The 21,765-nt window shown below is 58.8% G+C and carries 15 protein-coding genes; 1 reads left to right on the forward strand and 14 read right to left on the reverse strand.

The window, feature by feature from the left end; genetic code table 11:
- Positions 1–102: 102 nt before the first annotated feature.
- Complete coding sequence (locus tag Q0072_RS02735) at positions 103–6,165, reverse strand: ATP-binding protein (protein ID WP_298325383.1); 6,063 nt, start codon at positions 6,163–6,165, stop codon at positions 103–105.
- A 323-nt stretch (positions 6,166–6,488) separates the two neighbouring features.
- On the opposite strand from Q0072_RS02735, the gene Q0072_RS02740 reads away from it, so the two are divergent.
- The gene (locus Q0072_RS02740; RefSeq protein ID WP_298325386.1) at positions 6,489–7,241 is read left to right on the forward strand and encodes a HEPN domain-containing protein; all 753 of its coding nucleotides are present in this window, start codon (positions 6,489–6,491) and stop codon (positions 7,239–7,241) included.
- Between the two features lie 9 nt (positions 7,242–7,250).
- On the opposite strand, the gene Q0072_RS02745 is transcribed toward Q0072_RS02740, so the two are convergent.
- The 13 genes from Q0072_RS02745 to Q0072_RS02805 form a co-directional block, all read right to left on the reverse strand.
- Positions 7,251–7,460 (reverse strand): DUF2274 domain-containing protein, encoded by a 210-nt coding sequence (locus Q0072_RS02745; RefSeq protein WP_298325389.1) that lies wholly within the window; start codon positions 7,458–7,460, stop codon positions 7,251–7,253.
- Positions 7,453–8,640 (reverse strand): TrbI/VirB10 family protein, encoded by a 1,188-nt coding sequence (locus tag Q0072_RS02750; protein WP_298325392.1) that lies wholly within the window; start codon positions 8,638–8,640, stop codon positions 7,453–7,455. Before Q0072_RS02750 ends, Q0072_RS02745 begins: the two co-directional genes overlap by 8 nt.
- Positions 8,633–9,505, reverse strand: coding sequence for a P-type conjugative transfer protein TrbG (gene trbG, locus Q0072_RS02755; RefSeq protein WP_298325395.1), 873 nt, complete (start codon positions 9,503–9,505; stop codon positions 8,633–8,635). Before trbG ends, Q0072_RS02750 begins: the two co-directional genes overlap by 8 nt.
- Positions 9,502–10,248: a conjugal transfer protein TrbF gene (trbF, locus tag Q0072_RS02760; RefSeq protein ID WP_298325398.1), complete on the reverse strand. Its 747-nt coding sequence runs from the start codon at positions 10,246–10,248 to the stop codon at positions 9,502–9,504. Before trbF ends, trbG begins: the two co-directional genes overlap by 4 nt.
- 3 nt (positions 10,249–10,251) lie before the next feature.
- The gene (gene trbL / locus Q0072_RS02765) at positions 10,252–11,490 is read right to left on the reverse strand and encodes a P-type conjugative transfer protein TrbL (protein ID WP_298325401.1); all 1,239 of its coding nucleotides are present in this window, start codon (positions 11,488–11,490) and stop codon (positions 10,252–10,254) included.
- Positions 11,491–11,525: 35 nt separating this feature from the next.
- A complete protein-coding gene (trbJ, locus tag Q0072_RS02770) occupies positions 11,526–12,251 on the reverse strand; it encodes a P-type conjugative transfer protein TrbJ (RefSeq protein ID WP_298325403.1) in 726 nt (241 codons plus the stop codon).
- Between the two features lie 94 nt (positions 12,252–12,345).
- Complete coding sequence (trbE, locus tag Q0072_RS02775; RefSeq protein ID WP_298325406.1) at positions 12,346–14,766, reverse strand: conjugal transfer protein TrbE; 2,421 nt, start codon at positions 14,764–14,766, stop codon at positions 12,346–12,348.
- On the reverse strand, positions 14,760–15,023 hold the full coding sequence (locus Q0072_RS02780; RefSeq protein ID WP_298325408.1) for a VirB3 family type IV secretion system protein: 264 nt from the start codon (positions 15,021–15,023) through the stop codon (positions 14,760–14,762). Before Q0072_RS02780 ends, trbE begins: the two co-directional genes overlap by 7 nt.
- The gene (locus Q0072_RS02785; protein WP_298325412.1) at positions 15,023–15,382 is read right to left on the reverse strand and encodes a TrbC/VirB2 family protein; all 360 of its coding nucleotides are present in this window, start codon (positions 15,380–15,382) and stop codon (positions 15,023–15,025) included. The genes Q0072_RS02780 and Q0072_RS02785 overlap by 1 nt, the downstream gene beginning before the upstream one ends.
- The gene (gene trbB / locus Q0072_RS02790; RefSeq protein WP_298325415.1) at positions 15,383–16,408 is read right to left on the reverse strand and encodes a P-type conjugative transfer ATPase TrbB; all 1,026 of its coding nucleotides are present in this window, start codon (positions 16,406–16,408) and stop codon (positions 15,383–15,385) included. It lies immediately after the preceding gene.
- Positions 16,408–16,815: a CopG family transcriptional regulator gene (locus Q0072_RS02795; RefSeq protein ID WP_298325418.1), complete on the reverse strand. Its 408-nt coding sequence runs from the start codon at positions 16,813–16,815 to the stop codon at positions 16,408–16,410. Before Q0072_RS02795 ends, trbB begins: the two co-directional genes overlap by 1 nt.
- A gap of 9 nt (positions 16,816–16,824) precedes the next feature.
- The gene (locus tag Q0072_RS02800) at positions 16,825–18,882 is read right to left on the reverse strand and encodes a conjugal transfer protein TraG (RefSeq protein ID WP_298325421.1); all 2,058 of its coding nucleotides are present in this window, start codon (positions 18,880–18,882) and stop codon (positions 16,825–16,827) included.
- Positions 18,883–19,038: 156 nt separating this feature from the next.
- A complete protein-coding gene (locus Q0072_RS02805; protein ID WP_298325423.1) occupies positions 19,039–21,699 on the reverse strand; it encodes a hypothetical protein in 2,661 nt (886 codons plus the stop codon).
- Between the last annotated feature and the right edge of the window lie 66 nt (positions 21,700–21,765).

Consider the following 21,765-nt stretch of genomic DNA (forward strand, 5'->3'; position numbering starts at 1 on the left):
CCATACTTTAAAGACGAATTGATGTGGAGCCCGGTGCGCGGCCTCTTCGCCGGGCTTCGCACTCTCGCGGGCATAGACGCATGCCGATCTCATTCGGTCGCATCACAGCAACTGCAATTCGTCAGACTTCACATTTCTGGACGCGATGGAAATAGTCGTTTTGCCGTTGTCACTATGGGTCCTCCACGAAGTAATGACCCTAGGGGATAAGGCCAGCGCGTTCAGAACTTCGACATGCTGCAGATCAATAGCCAGAAAAGCGCCTTCCCTGCAGACGCGAGCCTCGTGAAAGTTAGTTCTAACGCCGCCGTCCCTCCATATCACGGTCGCTCCAGCCTTAGCTCCCTTTGCGTCTAGGAAAGTAAATGGATCACAAGGGTCATGCTGCCAGCCTAACTTTTTAAGCAGAACAGGGCAAAGCGTGGGAAAAACGAAATTGCCCGGTGACATGCAGGAAATACGAACAACACCCCCAGACGCCACACCCTCATATCTTGGAATGAAGTGCTCTAATGGAATTACGCTGGGCAGAAGGGAGAATTGCTCTTGGAATGTCGACGCTGCGGCCTCCCCTGGGCCGTAATATTGGTCCACGGACCAGATTGCTCTATGGGACTGGCATCTACTGGTTGCCACGGCGGCAACGATCAGAGAACCCGGCAATTTTGGCAGGATCAGATCTTTGTCAGCGAGAGTTAGCCATTCTTTCAAATCCGACTGAGAGAAACTGCGTTCGATCTTTGGTGTGAGAATACCCTTTGGCCGGACATTCGGCACGCAGGAGGTAAGGCCAAGCGGGAAACTTGACGTAAAAGCAAGGAGCACAGGCAGAGCATCGCGATCAATTGCGCCCGCTGAATCCAGTTCGCCAATAACTTCTCGCATTGCCGTGAATGCCGCGGCTACGGCCAGCTTCCGCCAAGGCATTTGCAATTCTAAACGCCCCAATCTGTCGTGCTGTGCTTTCGACTGTTGTGAACCAAAAGCCGAAATGCCCCCCGACCTCTGCATCAAAGTTGCCGCGCGCAACCTGAGTTGAGGCAGGCTGAAGTCACTCGCTTTTGCGGTGATTTCCAGGGCCTGCTGCAAAGGCCAAGTGAGCGCGTAACTATTATCGGTTACAACGCCGGACGACGTATCCGAGAATCCTGGTGGCGGATCAAAGTAGTAGGCCTCCTCGCTTTCCGGGAGACTTAGGTCATAAAACTTGGGAACCTCGCGATGCTTTTGCGTTAGTCCAAGATCCCAAACCCCGTTCAGGTGAAGGCCAATATGTCTGACATAGATGTCGTCGGAATCTATAAGCTTAGGGACCAAACCATCAAACACTGCTCGGGCCGCACCTGCGTGTCGACCTTCCCATATAATTTGCGCGGCTTCGGAGCCGTAGGATGCCCCTGCGGCCAACAACTTATCGACCAATCTCCGAACGATGCTATGTGCGACGGGAATTTCAAGCAATTCGACCGACAGTACACGGATCATGTTGACTAGTTCCGTGGCCATCGTTTGGACGCCGCGAAACATAAGGTCGGCAAAAACGGCGGGTAGATCACAATCTTCGCGTTCGATTAGGTTGACCTCCGAACCCATTCGATATTCGCGATACTCGGTCAGATGTTCGCTCAACAAGTCCCAGGCGGTCACCCAAGGCAGCCTGACGTCGAATAATTCGAAGACGTCGGTGAGAAACGGAATCAGGCGGTCGGCCGTCTCATAGCCCAAGATCATGTCCTGTACGAAGCCATTGAACGCCGCAACTCTCGCCGGCTCGCCGCTAATCAGGACATTTAACCGATGGTAACGCAGTTTTGCATCGCTAGACCATCCATTGCCCCAGGAGGCATATTGCTGGGTCGCGGTTTCCAGTTTTTTGAGAAGCCGCCGCGATGTCTCCACGTCCCCCTCGTGGAAAGCCCTAGTTGCTAGTGCGTCTATGCAGCGCGCGTCATCACGCAGAACAGAGAACTCTTCGAAAGCTGCCTTTGCCTCCAGATAAGCCGTATTGGGCAATAGCTTTACAAATGCCCTGGTCGCCCCGTACTTTGAGATCTCCGCATCTAACGCCCGTAGTATATGGACAATGCCAGCACATGTCTCAACTAAATAAAAGGGATCTTCAGGACTGCTACCCGACCGAGGTGTTGGCAACTCCTCGCGCCACCGAGTTAAGGCTGGATTTCCTATGCTTTTACCATATTTCGTCGTGAAAAATGCAATCTCATGGAGATCAGCGATGCGCCGCTTCTGAGGGGCATCAGTCTCGACGCATCGAACCGCCACTTCGGTAATCGGCTGCATTTCCAAGCCGGACGCGCTTCGTATCAGTTCTGGAAACGGTGAGGCTATGTGTTCCGCAGCGAACGGCAGCCCGATCCGCCCCCAAACTGCCGCGGCCGAAGTAGCTAATTCTGGATCAACTTCGGCAACAGCCGTTGAAACGGAAGACACAATGGTGCCCCAATCGGCTCGTCCCGTTTCATCCGCTAGATCAATGACAGCACTCGCCATGGCGGACCCGCCCTTGACGGCTTCGCGAACCATCGTCGAGACGAGCCTCCCCGCTGCATCGCGGCCTTCGGTTTCAGACAGCCCCGAAATCAACTTCGCGAACACCTTCATGCGGGAGGAACGTTTCGACGGCTGCTCACTGTTGGCTCGTTCAAAGACCTCAGCCCATACCGAATACTGGGGGTCTTTTTTCGCAGGAAGATCATAGCCGAGGCTTTCTTCGTGCACGGCTTCCAGCATCGTACGCGCGGCTTCGATTTGTCCTATCTTTGCGAGAAGCTTCGCGGCTTCCGCAGCATCACCGGATTGCTCTTGCGGCGTATGGGCAAGCCCGCGCTGATAGCCTACCCGATCTATCAAGGCTTCCGCGTCATTATCGTATTGAAAAGCTGCCTCTGCATATGCCCGACGAACGGCTGGTTGACCTAGCCGTGTGTTTGGACGCCGAAGGGCAGCGTCGTAGGTCTTCGTAAAACTCGAAAACGTAGCTACTCCATGCATGCCCGCCGCATGAACGGTAGCGCCAACAGCGACGTCCAGGACACGATCGATACCCCACCTCTCAGTATTGTAGGCGTCCATCACTCCATCACGCTCGAAGACGTTCATAATCGCCTTCAGCTCCGACAACGCATCACCGACCGGAGTGCCACCTCGCCTGGCGCGGCCCATAAGATAACCAACAGTCCGTAGCCCGCTATCAAAGCGAGCCGGCAAGGTGTCCGATATCATCGACGGTCGCTTGGCGTCATGAAGCCATGTACGAAGTTCGGCGTCCAGAATGATCTGCCTAACGCACTCTTGGCTTTTTTCTAGGTCGCTGCATGCCGAGTCAAATATCTCAGGTTCTGAAACGCCATCGAAGAAAAGATGGGCCATATCGAGCCTAGATGAACGGGCGGACTCAAGCGCAGCATCCCTGCGTGTTCGCTCGCTAAGGAGATGAGCGGAATGAGATGCAAGATGCAAACATGCGATGTGCCTCGGCAGATCACCCTGTAATTTTGATCTGAAAGCGGTGAAACAGAGAAGATACGGGAGATTTTTCTCACTCAACCGTAATTCGCTCATCAACGATTGTGTGTCCGAATGTATATTCCGACCAATTTGGCCAGTTGCCGCATCTATCTTCAGCGTCTCCTGAAGGCCCGGCAGGTTAAACTCCATTCCCAATCGGTCTACGGGCGAGTGAAGTTTTTCAAGGATATCGACGAAGACCGCTGGCCTTATGAATGCAAGCGCGCGTCTTGCCCAGGCTCTTAGCTCATCCAGGCCACCGTGGGCATCGAAGGCTTCACTTCCGGTAAGTATAGCTACCGGTTCAAGCTCCCTAAAGAGTTTTGTCGCCTCGCTGATCGCTCCCGACCGCAGGTAGGCGTCAACGAGCTCGTACGTCTTTCCGGAGGTCATATATCCGCTGGCGCCGTCAATCATGCCTTGCGCTGCAGAATCATCGCCAAGCTCGATGTAAGCCTCGAAAACGTTGTCTCCCAACGCCTCACATCTTTTACTAATCTCAGTACGCGCCAGAATGGTCGAGAACACCAGCTCCGGCGATCGTAGGGCCACAGCGCTATTTAGCGCGAAATTTGAATCAATTCTAATCTCTTCGATGCTTCGACCACTCAGAAACTGCGCGCGGAACTCGGCTGACGTGGCTATGTTAGCGACCCGTAAATGGTCCCCCGCGCGCGCGCGATACCGCAATTCCAGCCAACGTTGAGGGTCACCTGCTTCGGCGGTTGACGCCTGTTCAGCCAGCTTGGTGTAGATCGCAGCCACTCGATCTCCGTCCCTCACGCCGTGTCGCATTGCGCATTGCTCAAGGAGATAAAGCCTGAAGCTATTGTGAAAAACCGACCAGGCCAGATCGGAATTTCTCAAGATCAAGTGTCTGGCTGCGCGCCACGCAGCATCCGTCGGCACCTCGCCCACCAGACGATCGAGGGACTTCGGGCTTATGAAGCCTTCCGAAAATGCAAGGAAAGATAACGCCTCTTTCGCCTTATCGTCACCTTGCAAATCACTCCACATGGCTTGGTAATAGGCCTCAATGTCACCTTCATACGCCGGGCCCGATTCTAGCCAATTTTCCCGCTCTTCAGCCGTATCCAGGGCTAGCAGCGCCTCCATAGCGTACCGCGTCGACAACGGATGTCCGGCTGTTCGGCTAAACAACTGCTTTCGATTGACATCGACAGGGAGCCCCATATCACTTGCGAGAGCGATCACTGCCTCAGCACTCAGTGGAGCGACGACAATATTCCTGCTTTCGGCCTGCGCCTCATCCTGCACGGCTGGCGGCAGGCCAGGAAGATCGAGTCGCTGCGACCCGAGTAAGATTAGAACACCTTCGGGTAACGACTGGGGCTGAGGCAGCTCTTTAAGCAGAGACGTACCCGGCTGTTCTTCCCTCGGCACATGATCAAGACCATCCACGACGACAAGCGTTACAATCCCCTCCGTCGCGTAGCGTTCACCGGCCTCACCCAACAGTTCCTCGAGTTGCGCCCTCAATTCGGAAAGATCGGTACCCGTGAACGTATCCTCTCCATGACCCAACTGTTTGAACTGAACTACCAAGTCGTGGAGAAAGCTCGAAGCCTCGGCGCGCCCTAAGCCATGCCGTTCTGAAGGCAAATACGCAAGATAGTTTACAATCTGGAGTTTGGACGTCGGTCTCAAACCATTGGCCAGCATGGTTGATTTGCCCGAACCGGGCGGGCCAAGCAATGAAAGATATCCTTTGGAGTGACTTGCAATTGCCGCTTCCAACGCAGCCTGTGTCTTTTCGTTTGTTTCGTAGAACGCGCTAACGGGAAAGGCATGCGAATGTTTGAGCGTGAAGACATCGCGCCATTCCAAGCGAGACATCAGTTCTGAACGCGTCCACCGGTCCTTTTGCCGTTCTGTTGCAATGAGTTCAGGTAGCGCGGCTGCCAACCGCTTCAAGCGATTGGCGTCGGGTGCCCGTACCACTCCGAACCCCAGCCCTCGGCTGTCGCCACTCGTTACAAACCGAAGATTTCGCCATAGAGAGAGGAACGCCACTTCCTCTAATTTGGAGCAATGAAATAATTCGTCGACAAATGAACCAAATGGAGAAGCACGCCACTGCGATAAATCCCACGCCAGGCGATTTGCGGCGTGGGCGTTCAGGAAGTCCTGCGACGATACCTGCGCCTCCAAGCCAATCCTGTCGTGGGATCTGGGAACATCATCGGTCGCGTACACTACTTCCACAGGTATGTTGTGATGCTGAGAAGTGAGCCGTAACCAACTATCGACTATTTTCTCCCAAAGCCCTGCCTCTCCAAGCAGCAAGGTTCGCAGCCCAAACTCCTCCGGATGTTGGCTTGTTTTCAACTGATATGCGACAACTTGCGCTTCTAAGCCGAGAACGATATCGTCAAACGCGCCTGCTCCGCGATCAGCCAGGCCTACCCATCGCAACGTACCTGAGGCGATAGCCTGATACAGGAGACGGGCTCCCATCGCGTACTGCGGGACATACCCGCCCATGGCACGGCGTTCACCTTCACCCGATGGGACTTTTCGCCGCCCCCGCTTTAAAGACTGAACTTCAGCTTTCACCAAAACGCCACGCCTTTCCGCTCGATTCTTAGCCTGTAGTTTAATCCCGGCGAAACTCATGGATCAACTATTGCAAGCGGTCGGACACCAACTGCGACAGTCTGAAACTGCGCGTGATTTTAAGTGAAACTTAGCGCGCCCGCAGCTCGTTATTAAACCTTCTCAAGCGGCGCTGCGGTCATATAGAATTGCGCCGCCTCCGCAAAGGTCTGCGGTTAAGGTATTGCAATCGCAGGTCGGCTGGCAAAAGATCAAGCGGGCAAAAGGCGACATCCGGTCGCGAGAAATACCTGAAGCCGACCAAATGACTATTACTTGCAGGGAGTATCGACGTGGTATCCCCACACACCGACTCAATTGACTCACCTCTAGACAGCGAACAAATGGCAAATCGCTTGCTGGAGCAGGCGTTTGAACTGTGGATCATTCCAGAGGTCGAAGCCCGGCGCGCGGCCGGCCGTTTACCCGACGATTTTCAGCTCAATATGGCTCAGCGAATCCAGAGGCCAGACGGCACGAACCTCACCCGTTTGAATGACGAAGTGCGCGGATTGATGCAGGTTGGGCCGATACCCGGCGCCGCAATTGGGGACGACGCGTATCTAGATCAGATAACCAGCATCCATAGTTTCGACCTTATAGATGAGGACCTCGACAGTGGCCACTGTACGGTCATCAGGCTGAATGGCAGGTGGTTCACCAGTTTCAACTTTCTCACCCATCGTGCGCGTTGCCTAGATCTTTTGGACAAAGCCAAGCAGTTCTTAAAAGCTGCGCAGGATAGTATCGCACGGGGTCATTCGGCGGTAGCGGTGGATACACTTTTCAGCGCGTGCGAACTGGTATCCAAGGCAGAACTTGTTTCGTCACATATGCTAAAAATGGACTCGAAATCTCACGGACAAATCGCAAGCTCGCTCAATAACTGGCGAAAGCTGGGAAACATCGAGGGCGCTTTTGTTGATCTGTTCAACCGCTTGGGTCAGCTTAGACCCCGATACCGATATGACGCGGTGTTTTCCGAACTTACACCCATTTCATCAGATGATCTCGACTTGGTCGACGCCATGATTCAAGATGGTATTGCAAAGGTATCGCCGCACCGCCCGCGGGATCGAAGTGAGTCTGTCGACTAGCAACGGGGTCTATTTTCCGGATCGGGTAAAGCTTTTATCGCTCGCGATAAAAGCCTCCAGCATAAATGGAATTAGGTCAACGACCTGCTCCGCTGACCCGTAGGTCGCCTCATAGATGTCCGCGTACGCTTTCAGGGCTTGGTTCAGTTCCGCTCCGATGGTGATGGTTAGTTTGACCGGTGTCCGGTCCGGCAGCTTTGCCAGCTTGAGATCAGCCATGGTCGATCCCTCCCCTATATGGTCTCATGATCAGGTCTTTGTGGACAATGACGCGCACCGGCCAACCCGGCCGAACGGTGATCGATGGCCGGATATTCAAGGCTTTCTCGACCATGCGCTGACCCGCCTGATTGGCGGTGTCGCGCGTGGCGTCACGGAACGCGCGCACCAGATCACTGTCGCTTTCGACCAGCCCGCTATGGGATGTCAGTCCCAGAAGTGTCGACAAGCTCACGCCTTTGAGAAGGCTCCAAGTATGATAATCGACGCTATCGGCGAGGCCAGCGTAGCCATGAGTGTCCGTCGCCGGCAGGTTGTCAATTTCGAGGGAAGAGCCGTCCGGCAGGATCAGACGCTTCCACACGACCAGCGCGCGTGACTGGCCGAAGGCCACCTGATCATCGTACTGGCCCAACAGCCGCGTCCCCGGCGGGATCAGAAGATGCTTGCCCGAAACGGTATCGTAGATGGGCTGGGTCACCTGCGCGATGACGAAGCCCGGCAGATCGGATTTCAGGCCGGTCACGAGGCTAGCCGAGATCACCGTGCCCGCCATCACCTGATAGGGTGAGGCCGGCGTCTCCAGTTTGTGGCTGTTGTAGATCCCGCCATAGCCTTTACGGTCGACGAACTCGGGTTTGCCAGTCGGGGTGACGTAGAAGGCGCCGGCGGGAACCGCCGGTGTTGGAACTTCCGAAGGCATGACATCCGGGACCGGCACCTGTTCGGCGGCCGGTGCGATTCGCGGCGCCACGTGGAAGAACACACTACTGACCGCGGTCGGGGGCGTGCCTCCACTTCCATCGGCGCGACCGGTTTGAACCGCCTGCACCTGTCCCCGCTGGCGCTCAAGAATAGGGCCCCCTAAGTCACCCGGTAGTGGCGGACCGAGCACCGGGACGTCGTCCGGAATCTGATCGTAGGCCTGAGGCAGGTTGGCGAGCGTCTCCGGCCTGGCCTTCTGGGTATCGGCCGCCTTGTCCGGATTGAAGGTTTCCGGCTGGGTAACGACTTTTGGTACCGACGCGCCGAGCGCCAGCCACGTCACGCCGAAGAGGGAGACGCAGGCCACCGCGGTCGAGGCCACCAGCACATGGCGCTTGAAGCGCACGACGCGCCGGGGTTGGGCGCGCAGAACCAGGGTTTCGGGATCGACCTTTTGGGAAGCAGCGTCAGTCATGACGACCTCCCGCATCCTTTGGTGCCGACACCCCTGTACGGGCGATGCGGACGACCGATTGCCGCTTCCCGCCCAGACGCAATTCAGCGGCAGAGAACAGGGTGTCGGCGATATAGTACCGACCCTGAACGCGGTAGTTGAGCAGATCGGCCTTGCCGTCCGCGCCCACAGCAAATAGCGGCGGTGCCTCCCCCGATCCAATATCCGCCGGGAACTCGATATAGACCTTTTGACCGTCGTCGAAGGCCCGGACCGGTCGCCACTCCGGCTTGTCACCGGTTATCGTGTAGGTGAACCGAAGGTTTTCCAACGGCAGACCTACCACGATTGGCGCCGGTGCGGCGACCGATGCCGGCGGCAGGTCGACCTTTCGCGTCAATGCTTGATCTTGGGGGTAGCGCCAGCTCACCGCCGCCATCGCTGTAACCTGAGTGCTCTCCAGTTGCAGACGATAGGTGCGGCGATCCGTGGTTATGATCAGGTTGGTCCGCAGGCCCGCGGTATAGGGCTTGACGAGGATATGGGTCTGCCGCCCCTCTCCCGTACCGCTGGTCGTATCGCCGATGACCCAGCGCGCTGTGTCGCCGGCTGAGACCGAGATCAGGCTTTCACCGGGCTGGAGCACGATGTCGCTGACCTTGTCGGGCGCTGTGAACAGTCGATAGATCGTGCCGTCATTGAAGGTGTAGACCTGAACGGCATTGAGATAGTTGCCGGTCTCCGGGCCTTGGGTTGCGGACGCATTGGCAACCTGTATCGCCCGCGCGGTCGGGGAGACCTTTTGCGCAGCTTTAGCCTCTGCCACCGTAGGCGAGATAAGGGTGAGGCAAGACCCGGCGAGGCAGGTCAGAACAAGGGCTCTCATGGCTGTACTCCTTCTGAGGACGGCGTGGTCATGGCGACGACGGGGGGCTTGATCTCCGGTCCGCCATAGTCCTGAGACCAGGACAGGTCGGTGACGTAGAGACCGAGCGGGTTCTTGCGCAGGACGTCCTCACGCCTGGGCAGGCTGTGCTGAACGCTGAGGATTGCGGTCCAGTGCGTTGTTTTCTCTGGCATTCCCCGCAGGTAGGTTTGTTCGCGCCATTTGATCTGGAAAGCCTTTGGTGAGGCGCGCACCACGCTCAGGATCGAGACGGTGACGCTGCGTTCCCCGATACCGGCGAAGGGGTCATTGGCCTGAGCCTGGGCATTGAGGGCCTGCGCGGCGCGGTCGGTGGCGAAGGCATAGGCGTCGAGCCAGTTCTGACGGACCAGGACAGGATCGATGGACAGGGACCGGACGTTGGTGATGAAACGGGCCAGGAACCACGACACCTGAGCGTCGCTCGGCTCATACGTTTCAACGGCTGGTGCTACCGCCCTCACCCCGCCCTGCCCATCGACCTCGATGACATAGGGGGTGACGCGGCTTTGCGAGGCGAGCCAAATCATCCCGCCGGCGAGACACAGCGACACCATAGAGGCGCCAAGGGCCATCAGCCGCCAATTGGCGGCCTGCGCCTGGCTCGTACCGATACGCGCGTCCCAAATCTGCGCGGCCTTCTGATAGGGGGTTTCGGGCGCAGGGCTGTCGCCGTAGCGCTGAACGGGGCGTTTAAACCGCATGGTCTACTCCTTTTGAGAGATGTCGGGGGTGGCAGAGGCAATAGGCTGGTCACCGGAGGCGATGGCGGTCTGAGCGGCGTGCAAATGACCGCCCAGGCGCTGCTCGCGCTGCATCTTTTTGGCCCAATCGGGTTGGGCCTGTTCGGCACCCTTGGCGGTTGATGCGCCAGAAGCCGCCGCACTGGCCCCACCTGAAGGGGAGGAAGATGCCGGAGGTGGCGGTGGCGGCGGGGGCGGTGGAGACACAGCGCCGCCCGAGCTCGAAGATCCACCTGACGATCCGCCGGACCCGCCGCCCATGCTTGAGGCAGCCTGAACGGCCGAGGTGCTGCCCGCTGCGCCACCAGCAAGGCGTGCAGCCGCCATGGCCCCACCGCCCGCCAGCATGCCTGCGGCCGCAGCCGCGCCCACCGTGCCAAGCACAGCACCCGCCCCTAGTTGGGGGGCGCCGGATACGAGGCCTGAAGCGATACTGGGACCGAAGATGCCGAGCCCCAGAAGGGTGAGCGACGCCAGGACCAGCGTCATGGTCTGGTTGATATCGGGCTCCGCCCCGTCCAGCGCGCCGACAAAGGTGGCGAAGAAACCTGACCCAATGCCGACGATCACGGCCAGCACCATGATCTTGATGCCTGAGGTCACGACATTGCCGAGCACCCGTTCGGCGAGGAAGGCCGTCTTGTTCCAGAAGGCGAAGGGCACCAGCACAAAGCCCGCCAGGCACGTCAGTTTGAACTCCAGCACGGTGATGAAGAGCTGGATGGCGAGGACGAAGAAGGCCAGCAGGACAATCAGCCAGGCAATCAGCAAGACGATAATGGTCAGGAGGTTGGCGAAGACCGTATCGAGACCCGTCAAGTCGGCCACCTGCTCCAGCAAGGGGTGCGCCGATTCGAACCCGATCCCGGCCAAGCGACCGGGTTTCAGGAGATCGCCGGCGGCGACTGTGCCGCCACTGGCATTCAGCCCCAGTTGCGTGAAGGACTGGTGGATCAGGTTAGCCAGGGATTGGAAGTTATTCAGGATGTAGGCGAAGGCCCCGATGTAGAGGACCTTCTTGATGAGCTTGCCGAACAGCTGGCTTTCTTCGTCCAGCACCCAGAACAGCGCGGCGATCGTGACGTCGATGGCGATCAGGAGGCTCGTCAGGCTGACAAGGTCGCCCCGGAGCAGACCGAAACCGGAGTCGATATAGGCGATGAAGGTCGCCAGAAAGGAATCGATGATGTTGAGATCGGTCATGAGGAATACCCAGACAAGCGATTGATTTGTCGCGCTTACTGCGCCGTATAGGCCTTGCCCGAACCGAGGAATATTTTGGTTGCCGCTTTGGCTGCCGCCTCGCCCTCCGCCCGGCGCGCCGCGTCGAGCGCTTCGGCGCGGTACTGCGCCGCCATCAGAGTCGTGATCTGCATTTGCTGCTTAGCCACCAAGGCCGAAAGCTGATTGGCGGCCTGCTGCGCCTGCAAGCCGCCGTCGGCGTTCTCCGAAGCTCGGACCAGGTCGTTGAGCGTGCCGGCATCGGCTTGAAGGGCTTCTGAGATTTGGGATTGGACCATCAGGGTTTGCTGGAAGGCGTCCATGGCGCTTTGCCAACGCACTTCAGCCTGACCGGCTAACCCCTTGCCAGTAATCGACAAATCGTAGCCTTGCGGAAACTGCGCTTTAAGTGCGGCTCGGGTTTCGGACAGGGTAAAGGCAATGCCCTTGGCCTCCTTCATCAGGTCGTTGATGGCGGCGATGTCCTTGTTGAGCTTTAGCAGGGCAGAGACATCGAGCCGCTTTAGCTGGGTCGCCATATCGCGGATCATCTGAGCTTCATTCTGAAGCGACTGGATCTGGTTGTTGATGGTCTGAAGCGCACGCGTCGCCTGAAGGATATTCTGGGCGTAGTTGGTCGGATCGAACACCGCGAGTTGGGCCGAGGCCGGGACCGCGAGCCCTGCGAGCGAGGCGGTCATCATCAGGGCCATGGCGAAGCGGCGGATGGTTTTGGAAGGCATCGGAGTCTCCGATTTTGGACAAAGGAAGGGCGTGACCTGCGAGGACAGGCCTGAAATTGCGTTGGGAGGGTGGATGGGCGTTTGACCGGCGCGCTTACGGTGGCTTCAGGAGACCGGCTGCCCACGGCAGCCCCCTCGCCTCCAGAAAGGCCGGCGCGAAGCCGCCCGGACCAGCCGCATCCAACACAGTATCAATCAGGCGTTGATCGTCTGGGGACGCCGCCGCACAGAGTGCCAGGGCCAGCGTCCCGAGGTTCAGATCGAACAGACGGTTGCCGCGCCGGGACTGCAGATAATATTGGCGTTTCGGGATGGCCTGCGCGATCAGTTCGACCTGCCGGTCGTTCAGGCCCATGCGCTGATAGGCCGCCTGAGATAGGGGCTCGACCGCGCGCTCATTGGGCAGAAAGAGGCGTTGCGGGCAGGATTCGATAATGGCCGGCGCAATGGCGCTATCGGCGATGTCGGCTAGGGACTGGGTGGCAAAGACGACACTGACGTTTTTCTTGCGCAGGACCTTCAGCCATTCACGTATGCGCGCCGCAAATTGCGGGTTGTCGAGGAAGACCCAGGCCTCATCCAGAATGAGCAGCGTCGGCCGCCCATCGAACCGGGCTTCGAGCCGATGGAAGAGGTAGGTCAGGACGGGTGATACGAGGCCCGTATCGCCCATCAGGTCTTCCGTCTCAAAGCAATGGATGTGCGCGAGATCGAGACCGTCAGTATCGGCGTCGAGACACTGACCATAGGCCCCCTCAAGGGTGTATGGGGCAAGCGCCTGCTTCAGGGCGTTCGATGACAGTAGGACGGTGAACCCCGTCAAGGTCCGCTCCGGCACGGGCGCCATCGCCAGATTGTTCAGCGCCGTCCAGAGTGTGGCCTTGATGTCCGGCGTCGGCTCGACTTTCTCGTTGATCAGAAGGCTTAATATCCACTCCAGTGCCCAGGCCCGTTCGTCCGGATCATCGATCGCGGCCAGCGGTTGAAACGAGAGGTCTGCGGCCCGGCCCAGGGCGTGGTGCCGGCCGCCCATGGCGAGCGTCGCGGCGCGCGCCGAACCGCCCTTGTCGAAGATGAAGGTCTGCGCGTCTGTGTAGCGCTGGAACTGAAGGGCCAGAAAAGCTAGCAACACTGACTTACCGGCGCCGGTAGGTCCTAAGACCATCATGTGCCCGACGTCACCGACATGGGTTGATAGCCGAAACGGCGTCGCGCCCGAACTGACTGCGTGCAGCAGTGGCGGCCCATCGAGGTGGGGGTTGCGTTCTGGCCCGGCCCATACCGCCGATAACGGCATGAGGTGTACCAGATTGAGGGAGTGGATCAGGGGCTGGCGCACATTGGCGTAGAGGTGACCGGGCAACGAGCCCAGCCACGCCTCCACTGCGTTGAGCGTTTCGCGGAATGTCGTGAAGCCCAGGCTGTTGATGGCCTGCTCTACAGCCCGCAGCTTTTCGTCCGCCAGATGAGGATCGGTATCGAAGATAGAGATGGTCGTTGTCAGGTAACCGAAGCTGACGTGATCGCCACCAAGCGCCTGAAGGGCGGCATCGGCGTCGGCCACCTTGTTGTCGGCGTCGGTGTCGGTGAGCGCCGTAGCCTGGCTATACATCACCTCGCGGAGCATGGCCGTGAGGGACTTGCGCTTATTGAACCACTGCCGACGCACCTTGGTCAGTGTTTTGACGGCGGTTTCCTTGTCCAGCGCGATAAAGCGGGTTGTCCAGCGATAACCGAAGGCGAGATGGTTCAGCGCGTCCAACAGGCCTGGATGGGTGTGGTTTGGGAAACCGAGCACGGTGACTGTGCGGATATGCTGATCGCCGAGCCGGGGCGACATGCCCCCTGTTAAAGGCGTATCGACGAGAATGGCGTCGAGATAGACCGGGATCTCGGGCACGGCCACGGGATGGGATTTGGCGGAGACGGTGCTGTGCAGATAAGTCAGGGTTTCGGCATCGGACAGGGGCTCGACCAGGGGCATGACACCCGCCAACAGATCGATGGCGCTGTTGGTGCGATTGGCGAACATCTGAAGCTCGCGCTTCCAGTCCCGGCGCGCCTCGCTTCCCGGCGGTGCGTCCGGCGTCTCGATCAGGGCCTGGCTGGCGCGCGACAGGGCGTCGGCCGGCGGCATGAACACGAAGGTCAGGTAATAGCGGCTCTCGAAGTGCTCGGCCGCCTCCCCTTCGAAAGCGGCGCGGCGTTCTTCATCGATGAGACGCGCAATCCCGGTCTCGGCGCCGGGGGCAGGATACTGCATGGCGGGGGCGCGGCAGGCTTCAAAGAACAGCGCCCAGCCGGTTCCGAAACGGCGCAGGACGTTGTTGACGCGGGCAGTGACGCTGACCAGTTCTGAGGGTGTCGCGCTTTCCAGATCCGGACCTTGATAGCGGACGGTGCGTTGGAAACTGCCATCCTTGTTGAGGATGACGCCCGGCGCGACCAGCGCCACCCAGGGCAGGTGATCCGACAGGCGATCGGCGGTCTGGCGGTACTGACGTAAATTCAGCATGCGAAATAGCCTTTCTGGCGAAGATGACGCAGGAGGACCGGCACGAAATCCGGATCGTAGCGAGCGGCGAAGACGGCCAGGGTGTGCCCGGCCAGCCAGAGACCGAGACCGGGCAGCCACATTTGCAGGCCGAGGCCTAAGGCGGCGGCCACGGTTCCGTTGGCAATGGCCAGGGTCCGTGGCGCGCCACCCAGCAGCAGGGGTTGCGTGAGGGATGGGTGCAGGGGGACATCGAACCCCTCGACGCGAGCAGTCATCAGATGACGGCCCCCCCACCGAAGCTGAAGAAGGTCAGGAAGAAGCTGGAGGCGGCAAACGCGATCGACAGACCGAAGACGATCTGCACGAGCTTGCGGAAGCCGCCGGAGGTTTCGCCGAAGGCCAGTGTCAGGCCCGTGACGATGATCACCATGACGGCGATGATTTTGGCCACGGGACCCTGTACGGAATCAAGGATCTGCTGAAGGGGCGCCTCCCACGGCATGCCGGAGCCGGCCGCCTGGGCTGCGGTGGTCAGGCCGATCGCGAGGCCACACAAAGCCAGAGCGGCGGCCGAAGTGACTATGGTGCGCGACCGGCGCGCGGGCGCGAACCGAAGGGTTGGATCTTGAAACATCTATGTCTCCATAAGGGTTGAATGCGCGGTACCAGGGTCTTCCCCGTGCGTGAGCATCGGGCGAAGGACGTAGCCGCCCCGATCATCGAGGCCTTCGACCCCGGCGATGTCGGCGACATGGCGGGGCGCGCCTGACAGCGGATCGGCCCCACGTATGAACACGATGAGATCGACCGCTTCGGCGATCAGCGCCGCTGGCACATGGACGACGGCCTCCTGAATGAGCTGCTCCAACCGGAACAGCGCGCCTTTGGCGGAGTTGGCGTGTAGGGTGGCGATGCCGCCGGGATGGCCGGTGTTCCAGGCCTTCAGGAGATCGAGCGCCTCAGCCCCCCTCACCTCGCCGACGATGATGCGGTCCGGTCGCAGACGCAGGGTCGAGCGCACCAGGTCCCCCATTGTGACGTGGCCGGGCCGTGTGCGCAGTTCGACGACATCTTCGGCGGCACAGCGCAGTTCGCGCGTGTCCTCGATCAGGACCACCCGGTCACCACGGGTTGCGACCTCGGCCAGCAGGGCATTGGTGAGCGTGGTCTTGCCCGAACTGGTGCCGCCCACCACCAGAATATTGCGCCGTTCGACGACGGCGCGCCGCAGGACACCGGCCTGGCTTTGCGTCATAACGCCCGAAGACACATAGTCGTTCAAATCAAAGAGCCGATAGGCCGGCTTGCGGATGGAAAAGCAGGGCCCACGCGCCACCGGCGGCAATAGGCCTTCAAAGCGCTCACCGCCGGTACCATTGGCGGCCATGGGCAGTTCTGCGCTAACGATCGGGGCGTCCGGGTGGAGTTCGGTGCGGACATGGCTGGCCACGAGCCGGATGATGCGTTCGGCGTCGGCTGACGGTAGAACGACCTCGCTCAACACCCGGCCTTCGCCCGCCCGATCGAACCGAACGGCGCCATCGGGATTGACGAGGATTTCGAACACGGCGGGATCGGCAAGCGCCGCCGCCAGGCCCTCGCCCATGGCGGTGCGCAACATGCCGCGCAGTCTCTGATGCGGGATCGAGAGCGTATGCATCAGGCGTCATCCCCAACAGGCTGCGGATTTAGTGAAAGCTGACCTGTCGCTATGTGGCGGCCGACCTGAGCAACGAACGCTTCGTAGCGATCTCGTGCGATCGCACGGGTACCGGCATCGGCTTCCGGCAGGTGTGCATCACGTAATAGCGTGAGGCGGATGAACAGGGCGAGGCTTTCGAGGAGGATGAGTTGGTCCCGCTCCATGCGATTGAGTTGGGCGGACAGGCGATTGAGGCGCTGCCCGAAATGGTCGTCGAGTTCATTGGTCGCGCGCCGATCGAGCCAGGCGGTCAGGGCATCCCGCAAGACGGCCGATTTGTTCATGCCCGGTCGCGTGGCCAGGGCTTCGAAACGCTGACTGACATCGGGGTCGAGAAAGAGTTGATAGCGGACACGAGCAGACATCGGTGCCTCCTAAAAGCTCGGGAACAGATCGATCGTCTGTCCCGGCTTGTGTTGGGCTTTGGCTTCGATCTGCAGGAGGTCGGCGCGGGCGACCGCCGCGGCGGTCCGCAGTCCATCCATGGCGCGCCTGTCGGACGCCACATCGCTGTCGTCGTCGCCCCGCACCTCAACCTCACCCTGATCAAGAGGCATGGGCGGCCCCTTGGGTTCAGGCACCACTGGATGACGATCCTTCGCCAGTCCGCCCTCTTCACTTACCTCGGCACCGGCATCGCCCAGAGCGGCCACGAGCCTCTGATCGGTATCGCGGACGTGGCCTTCCCAATCATTAGGGCGCGCGGGCGGGCAGTCGCCGAAGCGACCCGCTGCCAGCGCCGGCGCTGGCACCTGACGACCGGTGAAGTTCCGGTCCTCGTAGTAGCGCAGCTTCTTGGCGCGGATCGGGGCCAGACCCGACACCAGCACCAACTCATCGGTCGATGGCAATTGCATCACCTCGCCAGGCGTCAACAGCGGGCGGGCGGTCTCCTGACGTGAGACCATGACGTGGGAGAGCCAGGGTGCAAGGCGATGACCGGCGTAATTGCGCTGGGCGCGCTGTTCGGTCGCGGTGCCCAAAGCGTCGGAAATGCGCTTAGCCGTGCGTTCATCGTTCGAAGAGAAGGCGATACGGACGTGGCAGTTGTCGAGAATCGAATTGTTGTCGCCGTAGGCTTTGGAGATTTGGTTCAGGGATTGGGCGATCAGATAGGCCCGCAGCCCATAGCCCGCCATGAAGGCCAGGGCCGACTCGAAGAAGTCCAACCGGCCCAAGGCGGGGAATTCGTCAAGCATCATCAAGAGTTGATGCCGGTTGCGCTTGGCCGGATCGCCTTCCAGTCGCTCCGTTAGGCGGCGGCCGATCTGGTTCAGCACGAGACGGACCAAAGGCTTGGTGCGCGAGATGTCGGACGGGGGAATAACCAGATAGAGGGAGACGGGGCTTTTCGCGTTGACCAGATCAGCGATCCGCCAATCGCAGGTCGACGTCGTCGCCGCCACGACGGGATCGTAATATAGGCCCAGGAACGACATGGCCGTGGATAGGACGCCCGACCGCTCATTCGGGGACTTGTTCAGGAGTTCCCGCGCCGCTGATGCGACGACGGGATGGACCAGAGGCACCTCCCCTTCCCCACCGAGGTGGTTCGTGGCAAGCATGCGGTGAAGGGTGTCGGTCAGGCTGCGCTGAGGATCCGACAGGAAGGTGGCGACACGCGCCAAGGTCTTCTCTTCTTCGGCGTAGAGAACGTGAAGAATGGCTCCCACCAAAAGGGAATGGCTGGTTTTTTCCCAGTGAGAGCGATGCTCCAATGAGCCTTCGGGATCGACCAGGATGTCGGCGATATTCTGGACGTCGCGCACCTCGTTGACGCCCTTGCGGACTTCCAAAAGGGGATTGTAGCGAGCGGAGCGCAGGTCGGTGGGGTTGAACAGGACGGCGTGGGAGAAACGCGCGCGCCAGCCGGCGGTCAGGTCCCAGTTTTCGCCCTTGATGTCGTGCACGATGACAGAGCCGGTCCACGACAACAGGGTCGGCACGACCAGCCCCACGCCCTTCCCGGAACGGGTCGGTGCAAAGGCCATGACATGCTCAGGTCCGTCGTGGCGCAGGTAGTCCGGCCCAAGACGGCCGAGGAAGACGCCGCGATCACGCAAGAGACCGGCCCGAGCGACCTCAGGAACGGACGCCCAGCGTGCGGAGCCATACGTAGTCACCAAACGCGATTGGCGGGCCCGCCACAATGACCCCGCCACCGCCACGCTACAGCACATAAGGCCGCACGACGCCGCCAAGAGGCCGCAGCGGTGAAACACCTGCGGCGCATAGGCTTCGAAATGGAACCACCAGACAAAGAGCTGCCACGGCCGATAGACGCGACCGCCAAAGGTCCAGAACCACGGCTGGCCCAATTGCGCCTGATAGCCCAGCTGATGGGCCGCCCATTGCGTCGAGGCCCAGACCCCAAGGACTATAATCCCGAGGACGGTGAGTATTTGGCCAATGAGGAGTTTGGTGGGGGTCACGATGCTGTCTCTCGAGCCCGCCAGCGCGGCGGGTCTAGGATCCAAGCATCCTCGATCCCCTATGAAACAGACATTGCCGTTTCGTACGCTCTTGGTACCGTTTTGCCGAATCTCGCAGACCCTTTATGGTCTGAAGGACCTAGACACTGCCTTTTCTCACCTCACTCCATCAGGTCGGTCCGGATCGTCGACCGGAGTTATGATGCGCAACACGGGTGACGTATCTGTTTCAATCCCCTGCCGCCACCTTGTTTGCATAGTCCCGTGATAAGGGTCCTCAGGGTCTGGAGTGAACGTGAGATTGATAGTAATATTTGCGCTACTAGATCTAGTGACTTTTAATTGCTTAAATGCCTCTCTTGCCACGACCCACACACCACCCAAATTGCTGCCTGTGGCAAATACAGGGATAGATGAAATGTTGTAAGTATTTCCGTTTTGCGAGCGGTGCTGTGGTCGTTCGACTACGATGCCCGCCGGCAATACAAGGTTGGGGCGGTATGTCGCGTTCGACCATTCGCGCACCCATTCAGACACTTCTCCTGAACCAATGAGGATGACTGGTGTTAGTTTCCTAGCCCTAAGATTATCGGCGAACGTCAAAATAACTTGAGAGAGTTCCTCCCGGTCACCGACGGCTTTTACCCCCTCAAGTCCTAACGCCTGCTTTTGCTCCAGAACTTGTCCTAAGGCTCGCGCTTTCGCGCGAGCCGCCGCCCAAGAGGCAAGTATCCCCTCAGAGCCTGTTACTTGATCGAGCTGTGGGTCAGTGATCACGCCTTTAGGGAAATTGCTCCAATCCTGAATACGGACTTCTTCCAAGTCTGCGACTGTGTAAACGACCGGCCCAAACAATGCGCCAAGAAAGGTGTCATTTTCGTAGGCGAAGACGTCATCTGCAACCTTGCGTGCAAGTTCGACGAGCTTTTGGGTGGAGATCGGCGCATTTCGGATTCGTTCCGAACGATATGAGGCAATGCGTGATTCTAGGGTTGAAATTAGGCCCCTAAAAGCCGCCAAGCGATCTGCGAAGACCACTTGCTCCGCAGCGCCCAGAGGTGCCTCCAAAGGGACGTCAGGCGTAATTTCGCTCACGGGGGCGTCTGGCAGGGCGTGTTGGTGGAGAAAGTTAAACACGGGCGATAGACCCGCGACGTCGATAGCGTCCAAATCAGCCGTAATCGCCGATAGTCGATCTTTAAGATGCAACGCCTCGCTGTCGTCTGTCAGCCACTGCGGCAGTCGCTCGAAGATAGATTGGAAATCAAGAGGCTGCCGCTCCATCCTCAGACTCCCCAAGATTAGATCAGAGGCGAGCGTTGCCCCCATCCCTCGTCCTGCAAACGTATAAACTCGTCCCGCCAACATCGGCTCTCGGGTCAACTGTTCAAACTGTTCAGCCAAGCGCCAAAATCCGGGCACGGATCGATCAAGGGCCCATTCTCGTATCGAGTTTCGCCGAAGGAACGATGCAACGAAGTCTGCTTGATGAGAATAGAAGTGTTCGTCCGGCCCGTCGTCCCCTTCTCCGCCCACAGTACGGCTATCGATCAATTGTTTCGCCGCCTGCAACGAAAGGGTCGACCCAACCGCGTTGCCCAGACCAGCCCATTGAACGAGGAAGGCACTCAAGACAAAGCACGTGTCCTGCCACATGTTATACACGAGATTGGCGAACATGGACGTGACAGTAAAGTTCGGCCTTTGGAAGTCCGACAGCGCCATCATTTTGGCCTGAATTTCCTCCCACGACTGAGTTATGGCCTGAGGACCTAGTACTACCTTTTGGGATAAATTAAGATCAAAAAGGGACTGGTTTGCGGACATTGGCAGCGCGTTACCGCACCATCTCAGTAACGCGTCGATCCAATGTTCGGCGGCCACAAGATTGCCGGACAGCACAGCACGCGCGGCATATAAAGCGGTTTCTGAAAGTTGTTCGGCCAAGATCGGGTATATTTTGACTTTATCGGCCCATAACTCGCGCCGCTCGATTTCTGGCCGAATGTGGTACTGGAGAAGTGACTCCCATCCGCCAATGAAGTCCCTTAGTGCCTTGAAGTGCACACCAGCGACCGGTTCCAACAACACCGCCGGTTGGTTGGCACCGTGCTGCAAACGTTGCGTTTCCGCTGTTCGTTCCCACCAATCGTTAAGCCGATACCAAAGATATCCTTGATAATCGATTGTGGATGTTGCGCCCGTTAACGAGGGTAGCGCAAAAAGCGATGGCGCCACTCTGGTCGCCACAAAGGACAATTTGGCAAAATATTGAGGTTCTTGATCGAGAAGACGAACAGCCTCCTCAAACAAACGCCGATAACTAAAGTTCCACGCTCGTTCAACCGTTCCGTACTGGTTATCGTCATGAACAAGGCCATAATTCGTAGGTTTACCGGTCTCGTCAATGATTTCGCCAAACTGAAGAAGCTCAGCGTGTAAACTCGTCATCTGCTCCAATATGTAATTGAACATCTGTAACTGACCAGACGACATGGCTTGCAATGCCTGTTCGGCAAGGATTCCCATCCCTTGTTGTGTCGACAGAATAGAGTCTGGCCGTTTTGTTGATCGCCGAAACGTAAAAGCTCGGTACACACACATTTTTTCGAAGGACGTCAGGTCACCGCCGTGGTTAAGCACTTTGGAAAGAACGACATTGCCTTCATAATATCGCCCGATGACCAAAGGAAACTGAAGGGTCGGCCGGGGCGCATAGAGGCCGCGACGGTCAGGGGGCAATTCGTGCGAGTTTCGTGCATACCACCGTTCCGCCACCCAATCTAAAAGGGTGACATTCACATCCGTCAAAGTCATAGATCGGGATATACGTCGTGCTACCGTATACTGCCCAACCTCATTGCTGGGATAGACCCAAATGTG

This window comes from Asticcacaulis sp. (assembly GCF_027484505.1).
Taxonomy (GTDB): Bacteria; Pseudomonadota; Alphaproteobacteria; order Caulobacterales; family Caulobacteraceae; genus Asticcacaulis.